General features: G+C 67.5%; 15 protein-coding genes. 8 read left to right on the top strand and 7 right to left on the bottom strand.

Annotation, left to right across the window (positions count from 1 at the left end; all coding sequences use genetic code 11):
* Positions 1 to 44: 44 nt before the first annotated feature.
* Positions 45 to 728, bottom strand: coding sequence for a PadR family transcriptional regulator (locus ACIHCM_RS05305; RefSeq protein ID WP_393113995.1), 684 nt, complete (start codon positions 726 to 728; stop codon positions 45 to 47).
* 374 nt (positions 729 to 1,102) lie between these two features.
* On the opposite strand from ACIHCM_RS05305, the gene ACIHCM_RS05300 reads away from it, so the two are divergent.
* Together ACIHCM_RS05300 and ACIHCM_RS05295 are read left to right on the top strand one after the other, a co-directional pair.
* A complete protein-coding gene (locus tag ACIHCM_RS05300; RefSeq protein ID WP_399889371.1) occupies positions 1,103 to 3,814 on the top strand; it encodes a transglycosylase domain-containing protein in 2,712 nt (903 codons plus the stop codon).
* A 122-nt stretch (positions 3,815 to 3,936) separates the two neighbouring features.
* A complete protein-coding gene (locus ACIHCM_RS05295; protein WP_399889369.1) occupies positions 3,937 to 5,445 on the top strand; it encodes a glycosyltransferase family 87 protein in 1,509 nt (502 codons plus the stop codon).
* 106 nt (positions 5,446 to 5,551) lie between these two features.
* Here ACIHCM_RS05295 and ACIHCM_RS05290 read toward each other — a convergent pair whose 3' ends face one another.
* The 3 genes from ACIHCM_RS05290 to ACIHCM_RS05280 all read right to left on the bottom strand — a co-directional run bounded on the left by ACIHCM_RS05290 (position 5,552) and on the right by ACIHCM_RS05280 (position 8,299).
* Entirely contained in the window at positions 5,552 to 6,583 is a 1,032-nt protein-coding gene (locus tag ACIHCM_RS05290) for an alanine racemase (protein ID WP_399889366.1), read from the bottom strand.
* A gap of 92 nt (positions 6,584 to 6,675) precedes the next feature.
* A complete protein-coding gene (gene femX / locus ACIHCM_RS05285) occupies positions 6,676 to 7,797 on the bottom strand; it encodes a peptidoglycan bridge formation glycyltransferase FemX (RefSeq protein WP_399889363.1) in 1,122 nt (373 codons plus the stop codon).
* 190 nt (positions 7,798 to 7,987) lie between these two features.
* Positions 7,988 to 8,299, bottom strand: a complete 312-nt coding sequence (locus ACIHCM_RS05280; RefSeq protein WP_399889360.1) for a hypothetical protein — start codon at positions 8,297 to 8,299, stop codon at positions 7,988 to 7,990.
* A gap of 264 nt (positions 8,300 to 8,563) precedes the next feature.
* On the opposite strand from ACIHCM_RS05280, the gene rpsF reads away from it, so the two are divergent.
* The 4 genes from rpsF (at position 8,564) to rplI (ending at position 10,279) form a co-directional block, all read left to right on the top strand.
* Positions 8,564 to 8,854, top strand: coding sequence for a 30S ribosomal protein S6 (rpsF, locus tag ACIHCM_RS05275; protein WP_019324683.1), 291 nt, complete (start codon positions 8,564 to 8,566; stop codon positions 8,852 to 8,854).
* Between the two features lie 75 nt (positions 8,855 to 8,929).
* Entirely contained in the window at positions 8,930 to 9,520 is a 591-nt protein-coding gene (locus tag ACIHCM_RS05270; protein WP_399889357.1) for a single-stranded DNA-binding protein, read from the top strand.
* A 57-nt stretch (positions 9,521 to 9,577) separates the two neighbouring features.
* The gene (rpsR, locus tag ACIHCM_RS05265) at positions 9,578 to 9,814 is read left to right on the top strand and encodes a 30S ribosomal protein S18 (RefSeq protein WP_003949403.1); all 237 of its coding nucleotides are present in this window, start codon (positions 9,578 to 9,580) and stop codon (positions 9,812 to 9,814) included.
* Between the two features lie 18 nt (positions 9,815 to 9,832).
* Positions 9,833 to 10,279, top strand: a complete 447-nt coding sequence (gene rplI / locus ACIHCM_RS05260) for a 50S ribosomal protein L9 (protein ID WP_399889354.1) — start codon at positions 9,833 to 9,835, stop codon at positions 10,277 to 10,279.
* A gap of 210 nt (positions 10,280 to 10,489) precedes the next feature.
* Here the strand turns inward: rplI and ACIHCM_RS05255 are convergent, their stop codons facing one another.
* Positions 10,490 to 11,827: an MATE family efflux transporter gene (locus ACIHCM_RS05255; RefSeq protein WP_399889350.1), complete on the bottom strand. Its 1,338-nt coding sequence runs from the start codon at positions 11,825 to 11,827 to the stop codon at positions 10,490 to 10,492.
* 460 nt (positions 11,828 to 12,287) lie between these two features.
* Here ACIHCM_RS05255 and dnaB point away from each other — a divergent pair, with 460 nt between their 5' ends.
* Complete coding sequence (gene dnaB, locus ACIHCM_RS05250) at positions 12,288 to 13,763, top strand: replicative DNA helicase (RefSeq protein WP_399889347.1); 1,476 nt, start codon at positions 12,288 to 12,290, stop codon at positions 13,761 to 13,763.
* A gap of 91 nt (positions 13,764 to 13,854) precedes the next feature.
* Complete coding sequence (locus ACIHCM_RS05245; protein ID WP_399889344.1) at positions 13,855 to 15,240, top strand: serine hydrolase domain-containing protein; 1,386 nt, start codon at positions 13,855 to 13,857, stop codon at positions 15,238 to 15,240.
* Between the two features lie 122 nt (positions 15,241 to 15,362).
* On the opposite strand, the gene ACIHCM_RS05240 is transcribed toward ACIHCM_RS05245, so the two are convergent.
* Positions 15,363 to 15,815, bottom strand: coding sequence for a GNAT family N-acetyltransferase (locus ACIHCM_RS05240; RefSeq protein ID WP_399889341.1), 453 nt, complete (start codon positions 15,813 to 15,815; stop codon positions 15,363 to 15,365).
* A 9-nt stretch (positions 15,816 to 15,824) separates the two neighbouring features.
* Positions 15,825 to 16,283, bottom strand: a complete 459-nt coding sequence (locus tag ACIHCM_RS05235; RefSeq protein WP_399889338.1) for a MarR family winged helix-turn-helix transcriptional regulator — start codon at positions 16,281 to 16,283, stop codon at positions 15,825 to 15,827.
* Positions 16,284 to 16,353 lie beyond the last annotated feature (70 nt).

Raw genomic sequence — 16,353 nt, 5'->3', positions numbered from 1 at the left:
CCGGTTGCTCCCTGTGTGTACTCGGTGAGGCCCTGACAGGGACCTCACATGGCGGTGTCGCCGGGCGAATCCGGCCGGGAGGTGTCCCCGGGCCGGGGCAGGTCGCCCGACGCTCCAGATGTGGTGTCCTGCTGAGCGGACCCCCCGGTGGCGGAACCGCGAAGGTCCCGCCCGGCCCGCTCGCTCTCGATGAGCTCGTTCAGCCAGCGCACTTCGCGCTCCACGGACTCCATCCCGTGGCGCTGGAGCTCAAGGGTGTAGTCGTCGAGGCGCTCCCGGGTGCGGGCGAGGGAGGTGCGCATCTTCTCCAGACGCTCCTCCAGCCGGCTGCGGCGTCCCTCCAGCACGCGCATGCGTACGTCACGGGAGGTCTGGCCGAAGAAGGCGAACCGGGCGGCGAAGGTCTCGTCCTCGTACGCATCCGGGCCCGTCTGCGCGAGCAGCTGCTCGAAGTGCTCCTTACCTTCCGCCGTCAACCGGTAGACGATCTTGGCGCGGCGTCCGGCGAGGGGAGCGGCGAGGGCGTCCTCGGAGGTGTTCCCCGGCTCCTCGATCAACCAGCCGTTGGTGACCAGCGTCTTGAGGCAGGGGTAAAGCGTCCCGTAGCTGAACGCCCGGAACACGCCCAGTGACGTGTTGAGTCGTTTGCGCAGCTCGTAGCCGTGCATCGGAGATTCGCGGAGCAGGCCGAGTACGGCGAACTCAAGGATCCCGGAGCGCCGGCTCATGGTCGCCTCCTCTCTGCTGCGGTCGGGCCGTCACGGTCTTTATGTCGAGCTGATGTATCGACTCGATACATCACGACGATAGAACGGCCCCTCGATTGCGACAAGAGGGGGAATCGTGAGCGGCGTCACATCACTGATTCGTAGGAAGCAACTTGCCTGTTTTGGGGTGAACTTCTGGACTAGGCGCGTTTTGGTGCTGCGTAGTCTGTGCGGCATGCACACCACCGGGAACCAAGTTGCCTCTGGGGGCGTCCTTGTCCCCGGTGCAGTACGGGTGAATGCGGAACCGACCACATCCGTACTTCGGGGGGACCGGAAACCAGCCGCCGTTTCCAGGCGCGCCAGGGTGCGCCTGCCCTAGGAGTAGTCGTTCGATGAGCGAGCACCGTCGCAAACCGCCGCAGCCGCAGGGAGGCGGACGTGCCGCGGCCCGACGCGGCCAGTCCGGTTCGTCCTCCGGCCGCCGTGCGGCTCCGCGAGGCGCCACCGGGTCTCCTTCCGACGCGTACGGGTCGGGTTCCTCTGGGCCGGGAGCCGAGGAGCGGCCGTACGGCGGCCGCGCCGAAGCGCGCCGCGCGGCACAGAGAAGTGGTGGCAGTCGCCGCAGAGCAGCCGAGCCCGGCCGGGGCAGTCGGCGCGCGAGTGCGGCTGGACCGGGCCGGGGGCGCGCAGCGGCTTCCGGCAAGAAGCGGATCATCGACTACCCGCGTGCCGGCCGGTACGGCTGGCGTCGCTGGGTGCCGTCCTGGAAGCTCGTCTCCGGCACGTGCTTGGGCTTCCTCGGCAGCATGGTGGCCGTAGCGGGCATCGGGTACGCCATGGTGGGTGTCCCGAACGTCGCCGATACCGCGAAAGCCCAGAACAACGTCTACTACTGGTCCGACGGCTCCGAGATGGTGTCCACGGGCGGGGAGACGAACCGGCAGATCATCAATCTGTCGCAGATCCCCAAGAACATGCGATATGCGGTCATCTCGCAGGAGAACAAGACCTTCGAGACGGACAGCGGCATCGACCCCAAGGGCATCGGCCGCGCGGTGTTCAACATGGCCCGGGGCGGCGAGACGCAGGGTGGTTCCACCATCACCCAGCAGTACGTCAAGAACGCCATGCTGGACGACCAGTCGCAGACGGTCGCCCGTAAGTTCAAGGAGCTCTTCGTCTCCATCAAGGTGGGCGCCTCCGTCCCCAAGAACGACATCATGGCGGGCTACCTCAACACCGCGTACTACGGCCGCAGCGCCTTCGGGATCCAGGCGGCCGCCCGTGCGTACTTCAACAAGGACGCCGTCGACCTGAACGCCGGCGAGTGCGCGTTCCTGTCGGCCATGCTCAAGGGCGCCACGTACTACGACCCGGCCGGCGCCACGTCCATCGACCCTGCTGCCACGGCGGAAGCCAACCAGAGGCGGGCCCTGCGGCAGATGCAGGACACGCTGGACAAGATGGTCGAGTACGGACATCTGGACGCCGCGGAACGGGCGAAGCACACCAAGCTCCCGAAGGTCGAGAACCCTCGGGCCAACAGGGCACTGAGCGGGCAGATCGGTTACCTCGTCGACCTGGCCAACGGCTATCTGGTCAACAACAGTGAGAAGACCGGCGTCACCGAGCGCAAGCTCCGGGAGGGTGGTCTCTCCGTCTACACGACCTTCGACAAGAAGAAGATCGACCAGCTCGAGAAGTCGGTGAAGAAGGTCCAGAAGGCCAACATCGATCCGAAGAAGCGCCCCAAGACGGATACGCACGTCCAGTTCGGTGGCGCCTCCGTGGATCCGAAGACCGGCGCCATCGTGGCCATCTACGGCGGTGAGGACGCGACCAAGCACTTCACCAACAACGCCAACGAGACCGGTGCCCAGGTCGGCTCGACGTTCAAGCCGTTCGTGCTGGCGGCCGCGATGAAGTGGGGCGTGCGTGATCCCGATCTGGGCCCCACGCAGGCACAGGACGAACGCACCGTCGTCTCACCGAAGAGCCTGTACAGCGGCAAGAACAAGCTCAAGATCGAGAACTACGACAAGACGGTCTGGCAGGACGACAAGGGCAAGGAGTGGCTGCAGGTCAACGACGGTGACGAGACCTTTGGCGACGCACCGAACTACAAGATCGACCTCCGTGAGGCGATGCAGTACTCGGTGAACTCGGCCTATGTGCAGCTCGGCATGGACGTCGGCCTGGACAAGGTGAAGGAGGCGGCCGTCGACGCGGGCGTCCTGGAGACCAGCCTGGCGGGCATCGACTATCCGTCGTTCTCCCTGGGCACCTCCGACCCCAGCGCGATCCGCATGGCCGGTTCGTACGCCACCTTCGCGGCCAGCGGCAAGAGGCATGACCCGTACTCCGTCCAGAAGGTCACGGACAAGGACGGCACGCTCTACGAGCACGAGACGAAGGCCCAGCAGGCCTTCGCCGCGAACGTGGCCGACAACGTCACCGACGTCCTGAAGACCGTGGTCGAGGACGGCACCGGCACCAACGCGGCGCTGACGGGCCGGGAGGTGGCAGGCAAGACCGGTACCACCGACGGCAACAAGTCCGCCTGGTTCGTCGGGTACACGCCGCAGCTGTCGACCGCGATCAGCATGTTCCGGTACCCCGACGACGAAAGCATCAAGAACCGCACGTTCCTCGAGATGTACGGAACGGGCAACCAGAAGTCGATCCACGGTGCCTCGTTCCCGTCCGAGATCTGGCACGACTACATGGAGCAGGCCCTGAAGGGCCAGAAGCCGGAGAAGTTCCCGGTTCCCGAGCCCATCGGTGAGGTGATCAACGAGGAGCCGCTGCCGTCGCCGACGCCGGTAGTCACGGAGACCGAGGAGGAGAGTCCGTCGCCGACACCGACTCCCACGGCGTCCGAGACCATCCCCTCACCCTCGCCGAGTGACACCTGTGAGCCCTTCGACTGGGACTGCGAGGACATCGGTGGCTCGGAGAACGGTGGTGCGGACGTCGGCGGCACCGATGGCGGCGTCACCGCATCGCCCGGGCCCACGGAGACCGGCGAGGAGAACGGCAACGGCGGCAACGGCGGGAACGGCAACAACAACGGAGGCAACCTTTTCGGGGGCCCGGACAATTAGCCGCCGTATCGCCCACGACGGGTGTTTCACGTGAAACAAGATGGTTGTTTCACGTGAAACGTGGGCCGCCGCACCGCTCAGGTGCGGCGGCCCACGACGTATTCCCAGACGCGTACGGCAGGATGTGCCCCATGCCCAGTGCAGAGACGACGCAAGCGAGCGGGAGCGAGCCGGCCGTGGTGCGGCCCACTACGGCCGACGAGGTCGCCGCGAGTGGCAGTGAGCTGATCGGCGGTCCCCTCGGAAGGCGTGCCCTGCTCGGAACGTCCTGGTGGACCCCGGTGCGCGTGATCACGCTCGTCGCGATCGGAATGTTCGCCCTCGGGCTGGTCCAGAAGGCGCCCTGCTACAACGGCGCCTGGTTCTTCGGCGCCAGTTCGCAGTACACGCACGCGTGCTACTCGGATATCCCGCACCTGTACAGCGGGCGCGGTTTCGCCGAAGGGCTGGTGCCGTACTTCGACAGGCTGCCCGGCGACATGGAGTACCTCGAGTACCCGGTGCTCACCGGAGTGTTCATGGAGGTCGCCTCCTGGATCACGCCCGGCAGCGGCAGCATCCAGGACCAGCAGCAGTGGTACTGGATGGTCAACGCCGGGATGCTGATGGTCTGCGTGGCGGTCATCGCCGTCTGCGTGACCCGGACGCACGCCCGGCGTCCCTGGGACGGTCTGCTGGTCGCCCTGGCGCCTGCCTTCGCCGTGACCGCCACCATCAACTGGGACCTGCTGGCGGTCGCTCTGACGGCCGCGGCGATGCTGATGTGGTCCCGGGGCCGTTCCGTCGCCTTCGGGGTGCTCCTGGGGCTCGCCACGGCCGCCAAGCTCTATCCGCTCTTCCTGCTGGGCCCGCTGTTCGTCCTCTGCTGGCGTGCGGGCAAGTGGCGGGATCTCGGCAGGGGGCTGTCGGGCGCGGCCGTCGCCTGGCTGGTCGTGAACCTTCCGGTGATGCTCTTCGCGTTCGACGGCTGGTCGAAGTTCTACACGTTCAGCCAGGAGCGGGGCGTCGACTTCGGATCCTTCTGGCTGATCCTGGTCCAGAACTCCAGTGACCCGCTGAGCACCGAGACGGTCAACACGCTCGCCACGCTTTTGATGCTGCTGTGCTGCGTCGGCGTCGCGGCACTCGCCTTCACCGCGCCGCGCCGGCCGCGCTTCGCCCAGCTGGCCTTCCTGGTCGTCGCGGCGTTCATCCTCACGAACAAGGTCTACTCCCCGCAGTACGTCCTGTGGCTGGTCCCGCTGGCTGCTCTGGCCCGGCCGAAATGGCGGGACTTCCTGATCTGGCAGGCGTGCGAAGTGGCGTACTTCCTGGGGATCTGGATGTACCTCGCGTACACGACCAGCGGGGACGCCCACAAGGGACTGCCGACGGACGGCTACCACTGGGCGATCGCCGTGCACCTGCTGGGCACCCTGTATCTGTGCGTCCTGGTCGTGCGGGACATCCTCATGCCGGACCGGGATCCGGTGCGCCGCAACGGCGAGGACGACCCCTCCGGAGGTGTGCTCGACGGGGCGGAGGACGTGTTCGTTCTCGGGGCCGCTGCCCATCCACCCCGGCACGCGGCCCAATTCGAAGGGCCTCAGGTCGAGTGGGGCAAGGGCAAGGCGAGCGGGGGTTCGCTGTGAGCGAACAGGTTTTCAGGATGCCGTAGGTGCAGGGCAGTCAAGGGAAAGGCCGTACACGGAGACGCCGTGTACGGCCTTTCGGGCTGTCAGGGGGAGGCCGGTGCCGTCAGCGGTCGACGATGCGGTCGAACTGCGTGGTGGTGTGGCGCAGATGGGCCACCAGCTCGTCGCCGACCTTCGGCTCCGGGGCGTCCGAAGGGACGAACAGGATGGACACCTGCATGTGCGGGGGCTCGGCGAACCAGCGCTGCTTGCCGCCCCAGACGAACGGCGAGAGGTTCCGGTTCACCGTGGCGAGGCCGGCCCGGGCGACGCCCTTGGCGCGTGGCATGACGCCGTGCAGCGCCTTGGGGGCCTCCAGGCCCACTCCGTGCGACGTACCGCCCGCCACGACGACCAGGAAGCCGTCCGACGCCGCCTTCTGCTGCCGGTAGCCGAAACGGTCGCCCTTGGAGACACGGGTGACGTCCAGGACCGCGCCGCGGTACTCGGTGGCGTCGTGGTCCCCCAGCCACAGCCGGGTGCCGATCCGGGCGCGGAAGCGGGTCTGCGGGAACTGTTGCCGCAGACGGGCGAGTTCCTCGGCCTTGAGGTGGCTGACGAACATCGTGTGCAGCGGGAGCCGGGCTGCGCGCAGCCGGTCCATCCAGCCGATGACCTCCTCGACGGCGTCCGAGCCGTCGGTGCGGTCCAGCGGCAGGTGGATGGCGAAGCCCTCCAGCCGGACGTTCTCGATGGCGGAGTGCAGCTGCGGCAGGTCCTGCTCGCTGATGCCGTGCCGCTTCATCGAGGACATGACCTCGATGACCACACGGGCGCCGACGAGGCCGTAGACGCCGTCGATCGACGAGACCGAGCGGATGACGCGGTCGGGCAGCGGCACAGGCTCCTCGCCGCGCCGGTACGGCGTCAGCACCAGCAGGTCACCGCCGAACCAGTCCTTGATGCGCGCGGCCTCGTACGTGGTGCCCACGGCGAGGACGTCCGAGCCCAGCCGGGTGGCCTCTTCCGCCAGGCGCTCGTGCCCGAAGCCGTAGCCGTTGCCCTTGCAGACCGGGACGAGGCCCGGGAACTGCTCCTGCACGTGCTTGTGGTGCGCCCGCCAGCGCGCGGTGTCGACGTAGAGCGTGAGCGCCATGGCCGGACCTGGAACCTTTCTGGTGGCTGCGGTGTATCAGAGGTGTGGAAGCGATCGGAGCTGTCGAAGCGAACGGCCGGGGCCGGCCCCGCTCAGCGGCGGGACATGTAGATGTCCAGGGCCTTGTGGAGCAGCTTGTTGAGCGGGAAGTCCCACTCGCCGAGGTACTCGGCCGCCTGCCCGCCCGTGCCGACCTTGAACTGGATCAGACCGAAGAGGTGGTCCGACTCGTCCAGCGAGTCGGAGATGCCGCGCAGGTCGTAGACGGTGGCGCCGAGCGCGTAGGCGTCGCGCAGCATCCGCCACTGCATCGCGTTCGAGGGCCGGACCTCACGGCCGATGTTGTCGGAGGCGCCGTACGAGTACCAGACGTGCCCACCGACGATCAGCATCGTGGCCGCGGACAGGTTCACCCCGTTGTGGCGGGCGAAGTACAGCCGCATGCGGTTGGGGTCCTCGCTGTTGAGGGCCGTCCACATGCGCTGGAAGTACGCCAGCGGGCGGGGCCGGAAGTGGTCACGCACGGCCGTGATCTCGTACAGCCGCTGCCATTCCTCCAGGTCCTGGTAACCGCCCTGGACGACCTCGACGCCGGCCTTCTCGGCCTTCTTGATGTTGCGGCGCCACAGCTGGTTGAAGTCCTTGTGGACCTCTTCGAGCGACCGGTTCGCCAGCGGCACCTGGAACACATAGCGGGGCTGGACGTCGCCGAATCCGGCGCCCCCGTCCTCACCCTGCTGCCAGCCCATACGACGGAGCTTGTCGGCGACCTCGAAGGCACGCGGCTCGATGAAGTCGGCCTCGATGTCCCGCAGGCGCTTGACGTCCGGGTCCTGGATGCCCTTCTTGATGGACGCGGCCTCCCAGCGCCGGATGATCACCGGCGGGCCCATCTTCACGGAGAACGCGCCCTGCTGCTTGAGGTGCGCCAGCATCGGCTGGATCCAGTCGTCCAGATTCGGCGCGAACCAGTTGATGACCGGCCCCTCGGGCAGGTAGGCGAGGTAGCGCTTGATCTTGGGCAGCTGGCGGTAGAGAACGAGCCCCGCGCCGACGAGTTCGCCGGTCCGCTCGTCGAACCAGCCGAGGTTTTCCGCACGCCATTCCGCCTTGACGTCCGCCCATGCCGGGACCTGCATGTGGCTCGCCGACGGCAGGCTCTGGACATAGGCCAGATGCTGCTCTCGACTGATGGTCCTCAGGGTCAGACTCATTCGGGGCGCTCCTCGGGCTGGTGTGTCCCCATGGGTTCAGGGGCTCCGGCTCTCGCGCCGAAGCCTACTGCGCCCCACGAGCGCCCTCACTGGGCGTACGGGTCCTTCGCCCCGGCCTGTCACGGCCGTGACGGTGGGCGCCGGGCCCCGAAGGGCTCGGCGCGGGGTCAGATGAGTGTGCCCCGGCGGGTCAGAACAGTCCGCCGAAGAGCCCACCGTGGGCCATGCCCAGGAAGAAACCGACGGCCGAGGCGCCGAGCCCCAGCACCAGTCCGAAACGTTCGCGGGTCGTCTCCGAGATCCACTGGCCGTACGCCCCGGTGAGGATTCCCACCAGGCCGGTCCAGGAGCTGATCAGATGAAGGCTGTGGAACATCGCCGTGATGAAGGAGACCACTCCGAGTAGCAGGGTCACCGCGAGCAGCGCGTCCTGGACGGGATGAGGCCGCCCGTCGGTGGCGAGAAGGGATCCGGCGGTGTTGGGTCGCAATGCCTGTGCCATGGGGCACCTCCTGCGGAAAACGGCGCATCGTAGCGCCATACACACCCGACGTGTACAGATTGTCGGCCACCCCGGACGGATTTCAACCGGAAGCCGGTGTGCGGGTAGTCTGTACCGTCTGCACCGGTGTCTGCCCAGGCCATGTCAGGAAGCCCCCACAAGGGCATCCGAATGTCAGTGGTGGCCGATACCGTTGCGTACGCATCACAACCCTCCTGCCACGGATCGACCGTGGCCGCTGAGTCCAAAGGAGGTGGGTTCCACATGCGTCACTACGAGGTGATGGTCATCCTCGACCCCGATCTCGAGGAGCGCTCTGTCTCCCCGCTGATCGAGAACTTCCTTTCTGTCGTCCGTGACGGCGGCGGAAAGGTCGAGAAGGTCGACACCTGGGGCCGTCGTCGTCTCTCGTACGAGATCAAGAAGAAGCCCGAGGGCATCTACTCGGTCATCGACCTGCAGGCCGAGCCTGCGGTCGTCAAGGAGCTCGACCGCCAGATGAACCTGAACGAGTCGGTCCTCCGGACCAAGGTCCTCCGTCCCGAGACCCACTGAGCTTCCACTCAGCTGATCCCGGGATTCGAGTAGCACCACCAGCAGCCAGCAGCAAACCCGCCGAGAGGTTCCCCCATGGCAGGCGAGACCGTCATCACGGTCATCGGCAATCTTGTCGACGACCCCGAGCTGCGCTTCACCCCCTCCGGTGCGGCGGTCGCGAAGTTCCGTGTCGCGTCCACGCCCCGCACCTTCGACCGTCAGACCAATGAGTGGAAGGACGGCGAGAGCCTGTTCCTGACCTGCTCGGTCTGGCGCCAGGCGGCGGAGAACGTCGCCGAGTCGCTCCAGCGAGGCATGCGCGTCGTCGTGCAGGGCCGGCTGAAGCAGCGGTCCTACGAGGACCGCGAGGGAGTCAAGCGCACGGTCTTCGAGCTGGACGTCGAGGAAGTCGGCCCCAGCCTGCGCAACGCCACGGCCAAGGTCACCAAGACCACCGGCCGAGGTGGCCAGGGTGGTTACGGCGGCGGCGGTGGCGGCCAGCAGGGTGGCGGCGGCTGGGGCGGTGGCCCCGGTGGCGGCCAGCAGGGTGGCGGCGCGCCCGCCGACGACCCGTGGGCGACCGGCGCTCCTGCCGGTGGCAATCAGGGCGGCGGCGGTGGCGGCGGCTGGGGCGGTGGCTCCGGCGGCAGCGGTGGCGGCTACTCGGACGAGCCCCCCTTCTAGGCCTCACGGCCGAAGGTGGGTCGCACCCACACTTCTTGATCACACAGGAGAATCACCATGGCGAAGCCGCCTGTGCGCAAGCCGAAGAAGAAGGTCTGCGCTTTCTGCAAGGACAAGGTCACGTACGTGGACTACAAGGACACGAACATGCTGCGGAAGTTCATTTCCGACCGCGGCAAGATCCGTGCCCGCCGCGTGACCGGCAACTGCACGCAGCACCAGCGTGACGTCGCCACGGCCGTGAAGAACAGCCGTGAGATGGCGCTGCTGCCCTACACGTCCACCGCGCGATAAGGGAAGGGTGACCTACTCATGAAGATCATCCTCACCCACGAGGTCTCCGGCCTCGGTGCCGCGGGCGACGTCGTCGACGTCAAGGACGGTTACGCTCGCAACTACCTGATCCCGCGGAAGTTCGCTATCCGCTGGACCAAGGGTGGCGAGAAGGACGTCGAGCAGATCCGTCGTGCTCGCAAGATCCACGAGATCCAGACCATCGAGCAGGCCAACCAGGTGAAGGCCCAGCTCGAGGGCGTCAAGGTCCGTCTGGCCGTTCGCTCCGGCGACGCCGGCCGTCTCTTCGGTTCCGTCACCCCGGCCGACGTCGCCTCGGCGATCAAGGCTGCCGGTGGCCCCGAGGTCGACAAGCGGCGTATCGAGCTCGGTGCGCCGATCAAGACGCTGGGCGCTCACGAGACGTCCGTCCGTCTGCACCCCGAGGTTGCCGCCAAGGTCAACATCGAGGTCATCGCTGCGTAAGCGCTGCGCTTGCTGAAGCAGGGAGTGGGGCCGCACCCTCAGGGGCGCGGCCCCATTCGCATGTCGAAGCCCCGTTGGTCGTCGAAGGGGTCGGCGTTTCACGTGAAACATCGGCAAGCAGTCCCGCTGTTGCACGTGAAGCAGCCGCTGTTTCACGTGAAACAGCGAGGCGGGCACGACTCCGCCTCCTGCCCCCTTCCGAACGCCCGATCAGCGGGTCGCCCCCGTGACGAGCCAGCGGCCCGAGCGGGTGCGCAGCCACAGGGTGAGCATGCGGACGGTCATCATCAGCGTCATGGCCACCCAGAGCGCCGTGAGGCCACCACCGACGGTGGGCACGAGAAGCGCCACAGGGGTGTAGATCGCCAGAGTAAGAAGCATCGCCCAGGCGAGATAGCGGCCGTCGCCGGCTCCCATCAGGACGCCGTCCAGGACGAAGACCACTCCGCAGATCGGCTGGGAGAGCGCCACCACCAGCAAGGCGGGGAGAGCGGCGTCCTTCACGGCGGAGTCACTGGTGAACAGAGGGAGGAAGGCCGGCCGGGACACGATGACAAGGACGCCGAGTACAAGACCGACCCCGATGCCCCACTGCACCATGCGTCGGCAGACATCGCGCGCTCCCTGGGGATCGTCGGCACCTAGGTAGCGTCCGATGATGGCCTGCCCGGCGATGGCGATGGCGTCGAGCGCGAAGGCCAGCAGGCTCCACAAGGAGAGAATGATCTGGTGGGCCGCAATGTCGGCGTCACCGAGGCGGGCGGCGACAGCTGTCGCGATCATCAGGATTGCCCGCAACGAGAGTGTGCGGACGAGGAGGGGCGCCCCGGCCTGCGCGGAGGCCCAGAGCCCGGCGGCGTCCGGGAGCAGTGAGGCGCCGTGTCTGCGGGCCCCGCGGACGACAACGACGAGGTAGACCGCAGCCATGGCGCACTGGGCGATCACGGTTCCCCAGGCCGAGCCGGCGATACCGAGGCCGGCGCCGTAGACGAGCGCCACGTTGAGGACGCCGTTGGCGACGAAGCCTCCTACGGCGACCCAGAGCGGTGTCTTCGTATCCTGCAGGCCACGCAGGACTCCGGTCGCGGCGAGAACGACGAGCATGGCGGGGATGCCGAGGGAAGAGATGCGCAGATATGTGGTCGCGTAGGGGGCTGCGGTCTCCGAGGCGCCGAAGAGTTCCACGAGAAACGGTGCGGTGGGCAGGACGACGGCGATGACGCCGGCGCCGAGCAGGAGTGCCAGCCAGATACCGTCCATGCCCTGGCGGATCGCTGCCGGTAGGTCCCCGGCGCCGACCCGCCGGGCCACGGCCGCTGTGGTGGCGTAGGCGAGGAAGACGAAGATGCTGACGGCGGTCGTGAGAAGCGCCGAGGCGATGCCGAGTCCGGCGAGTTGAGCGGTGCCGAGGTGGCCGACGATCGCGCTGTCGGCCAGGACGAAAAGGGGCTCGGCGACCAGTGCGCCGAAGGCCGGGACGGCCAGCGAGACGATCTCCCGATCGTGATGTCGCCGGGCAGCCTTGGAGGTCGCGGGAGCCTGTGTCATGAGCACCAATCTAATCTTCCACAGGTAAGAGACGCAAAGCAATTGTGACCCTTACTCATCTTGTTGCGGAGTGTAGTGTCGCGCACTGTTCGAAGCGATCTTGGGCCGACTGGGAAAGTTTTTCTTCTGCACAGCCGGTGGATGGGAAAGCTGCAGGTCAGAGCCGGTTCCGGTGAAGCGGTGCGGGCTTGTTCACAGCCCTGTCCACCGTGTCGTGCACAGGTTTCGTGGAGTTCTCCACAGCATCCGGCCCGTCGTCCACATGGCCTGTGGATAACCAGATTGGCTGACGGTGCCGGGGGGCCTAACGTGGTCCGGCGCCCGCTCCCTCCGCCAGCCCGTGAAACCGTCACAAAACCGACGCGTCAGAACCGGAGCCGGGCCTCTTAGTTGTCAGTGCCGTGCCGTAGAAATGAGGGGCATGGAGAGGTCCGCTCGGCGGACGGGAGGAGGTGGCTCGGTGAGTATTTCCGAGCCCTTGGACGACCCGTGGGCCGACAGCGGTCCCAGTGATCGTCTGCCCTCCCGCCGCCGTGCGGAAGGCGGCCGGGGCCGAGAAGAACAGCATGAGCGGGGCCGGGAGAACGACAGCTGGGACGGCGGAGGTTCCTCCTTCGAGCGGGTTCCGCCGCAGGATCTCCATGCCGAACAGTCCGTGCTGGGCGGCATGTTGCTGTCCAAGGACGCCATTGCCGACGTCGTGGAGATCCTCAAGGGCCACGACTTCTACAAGCCGGCGCACGAGACGATCTACCAGGCGATCCTCGATGTCTATGCGAAGGGCGAGCCGGCCGACCCCATCACCATCGCCGCCGAGCTCACCAAGCGCGGCGAGATCAACAAGGTCGGCGGCGCCTCGTATCTGCACACGCTCGTCCAGACGGTGCCGACCGCGGCGAACGCCGAGTACTACGCGGAGATCGTCCACGAACGGGCCGTCCTGCGCCGCCTCGTGGAGGCAGGCACTCGTATCACGCAGATGGGATACGCGGGCGACGACGACGTCGACGAGATCGTCAACCGGGCCCAGGCCGAGATCTACGCCGTCACCGAGCAGCGCACCAGTGAGGACTATCTGCCGCTGGGCGACATCATGGAGGGCGCGCTCGACGAGATCGAGGCGATCGGGTCACGCACCGGTGAGATGACCGGTGTGCCCACCGGATTCACCGACTTCGACTCTCTGACCAATGGTCTCCATCCAGGCCAGATGATCGTCATCGCCGCGCGTCCGGCGATGGGTAAGTCGACGCTGGCACTGGACTTCGCCCGAGCCGCGTCGATCAAGAACAACCTGCCGAGCGTCATCTTCTCGCTCGAAATGGGGCGCAACGAGATCGCGATGCGTCTGCTCTCCGCCGAGGCCCGTGTCGCGCTGCACCACATGCGCTCCGGCACGATGACCGACGAGGACTGGACGCGGCTGGCGCGACGGATGCCGGACGTCTCCGCCGCCCCCCTCTACATCGACGACTCCCCGAACCTGTCGATGATGGAGATCCGTGCCAAGTGCCGCCGCCTCAAGCAGCGCAACGACCTTCGGCTGGTCGTCATCGACTACCTCCAGCTGATGCAGTCCGGCGGCTCCAAGCGCGCCGAAAGCCGTCAGCAGGAGGTCTCGGACATGTCCCGGAACCTCAAGCTCCTGGCCAAGGAGCTGGAACTCCCGGTCATCGCGCTCTCGCAGCTGAACCGTGGTCCCGAGCAACGTACCGACAAGAAGCCGATGGTCTCCGACCTGCGTGAATCCGGCTCCATCGAGCAGGACGCCGACATGGTCATCCTGCTGCACCGCGAAGACGCCTACGAGAAGGAGTCGCCCCGGGCAGGCGAGGCAGACCTGATCGTCGCAAAGCACCGAAACGGTCCGACCGCCACGATCACGGTCGCCTTCCAGGGCCACTACTCGCGGTTCGTGGACATGGCCCAGACCTGATCCCCACCCCGCTCATCTGGCACTCGGCGCGGTCCACGTGCAGGTCCAGAATGTGCTGGACGTCCGCCGTCCGGCCGGATGGACTGGGGGCATGACAACAGCTCAGGAAGAACTGCTCCCCGGTACCCGCCGGGCGTTGCTGCACCGGCTCGCGGTGGCCCAGTCCGAGGGACGCGCCCCGTCCATGGTCGCGGCGGTCGTGCGGGGCGGGCGTACCGTCTGGCAGGGGGCGCGCTCGTCGGTGGACGGCGAACTGCCGGACGGGAACGTGCAGTACCGGATCGGGTCCATCACCAAGACGTTCACCGCGGTCCTTGTACTGCGGTTGCGTGACGAGGGCCTTCTCGACCTCGGCGACAGGCTGGAGAAGCATCTGCCGGGTACGGGTGCCGGCGAGGCCACCATCGCCGAACTGCTGGCGCACACCAGTGGGCTGGCAGCCGAGTCCCCCGCGCCATGGTGGGAGCGCAGCCCGGGATCGCTGCGCCCGGAACTGGCCGACGTGCTCGGTGACCGGCCCCTCCTCCATCCGGCCGGGCGGCGTTTCCACTACTCGAACCCCGGCTACACGCTGCTGGGCGCGCTCGTCGAGAAGCTTCGTGGCGCTCCCTGGGAGGAGGTGCTGCGACGTGAGGTGCTTGAACCCCTGGGTCTCGACCGGACGAGTGGGCAGCCGTCCGCCCCGCACGCCGGTGGCTGGGCGGTTCACCCCTGGGCCGATGTGCTGCTGCCGGAGCCTGCTGAGGACCTGGGCCGGATGGCGCCTGCCGGTCAGCTGTGGTCGACCACGGGAGACCTGGCACGGTTCGCCGTATTCCTCGCGGAGGGCGACGAACGAGTGCTGAGTGCGGAGACCGTACGGGAGATGCGGGCACCAGCGGCACCGGCCGAAGCCACGGACCTGGCCGACGGGGCGGCGTACGGACTCGGATTGCAGATTCAGCACCGGGACGGCCGGCTGCTGGTGGGCCACTCCGGCTCGCTGCCCGGTTTCCTCGCGAACCTCACCCTCAGCGTCGCGGACGACGTCGCCGTGGTGGTGCTTGCCAACTGCACCTCCGGTCCATTTCTGTCGTTGGTGGGAGCCGACCTTGTTCGCACCGTCGCCGAGGCCGAGCCGCGGATCCCCGAACCGTGGCGCCCGCTACCCGAAGCCGACCCGTCCGTGCTGGAGTTGGCGGGCCAGTGGTACTGGGGTACCTACGCCTTCGGGCTACGCCTGACGGGAGGCGGTGGGGTGTCGCTGGAGCCGCTGTCCGGGAAGGGACGTCGTGCACGCTTCCGGGCCAACGGGGACGGCACCTGGACCGGCCTGGAGGGCTACTACGCCGGAGAGCTGTTGCGGCCCGTACGGCGGGCGGACGGGTCGGTGAGTCATCTGGACCTCGGGTCGTTCGTGTTCACACGCCAGCCGTACGAGGAGACGGCGGAAGTGCCGGGTGGAGTGGACCCGGACGGATGGCGGGGGATCGGTTAGGGGTCCACGCTCCGGTGCACGGCAAGGGCCATGTTTCACGTGAAACATGGCCCTACGACGTGTGGCGCACTCTTGATGGTCAGTGCCCTTCCGGTGTGCATTGTCCGTCGTACTCCCGAGCCTCAGAGCTGGAGCTTGAAACCCACGTGGGAGGCCGTGAAGCCGAGCCGTTCGTAGAAGCGATGGGCGTCGACGCGGGAGGTGTCCGACGTCAACTGGACCAACTGGCAGCCCTGGCGGCGGGACTCCTCGACAGCCCACTCGATGAGCTGGGTGCCGAGCCCGCTGCCGCGCTCGCGGCTGTGGATACGGACGCCCTCGATGATTGACCTGGTGGCTCCACGTCGGGAGAGGCCGGGAATGATCGTGAGCTGAAGCGTGCCCACGACGCGATCCCCTCGCACGGCGACGACGAGGTGCTGATTCGCGTCGGCAGCGAGCCGTTCCAGCGCGGCCCGGTAGGGGGTCAGGTCGTCCGGTGACTCGCGCTGCGCGCCGAGAGGGTCGTCGGCAAGCATGCCGACGATCACGGGGAGGTCCTCCGTGACCGCGGCTCGTATTTCAAGATCTCCCATGCTCGCACCCTATGCGGGCACGTTGACCGACTCCACGACCCGGACCAGCGGAGCCAGCTCAGGGATCTTCGCCGCCTCGTCGAGCGCCTCGCGCAGGGCGGCGTCATTGGTCGGCCGCGCCTCGGCCAGCAGTTTCAGGCCCGCCTCGGTCACGTTGGTGTAGATGCCGCGGCGGTCGGTGGGGCACAGATACCGCGCCAGCAGGCCGCGATCCTCAAGGCGGGTGACCAGTCGCGTGGTGGCGCTCTGGCTGAGTACGACCGCGTCCGCGACCTGCTTCATCTGCAGATGCCCACCGTCACCGTCGTGCTGCCGGCTGAGTACGTCGAGCAGGGAGTACTCGCGCACGCTGAGGGCGTGCCCAGCCTGCAGGGCGCGCTCGATGTGCCCCTCGATCCTCCCGTGCAGCAGAGAGAGGGCGCACCAGCCCTGGGCGAGGGCGGTGAGCGCGGGGTCCGTCGCTGTCATGGGGTTCCTCCGTCCCGGAGCGGCTGAATCCAGGATAGAGCAACAGCGCAATAGTCATCGGTTGCATATA

It is taken from the genome of Streptomyces sp. NPDC052023, from assembly GCF_044548465.1.
In the GTDB taxonomy this organism is placed as follows: Bacteria; Actinomycetota; Actinomycetes; order Streptomycetales; family Streptomycetaceae; genus Streptomyces.
Note: the sequence above shows the minus strand (reverse complement) of the source record. Positions and strands in the feature narration are given on the sequence as shown.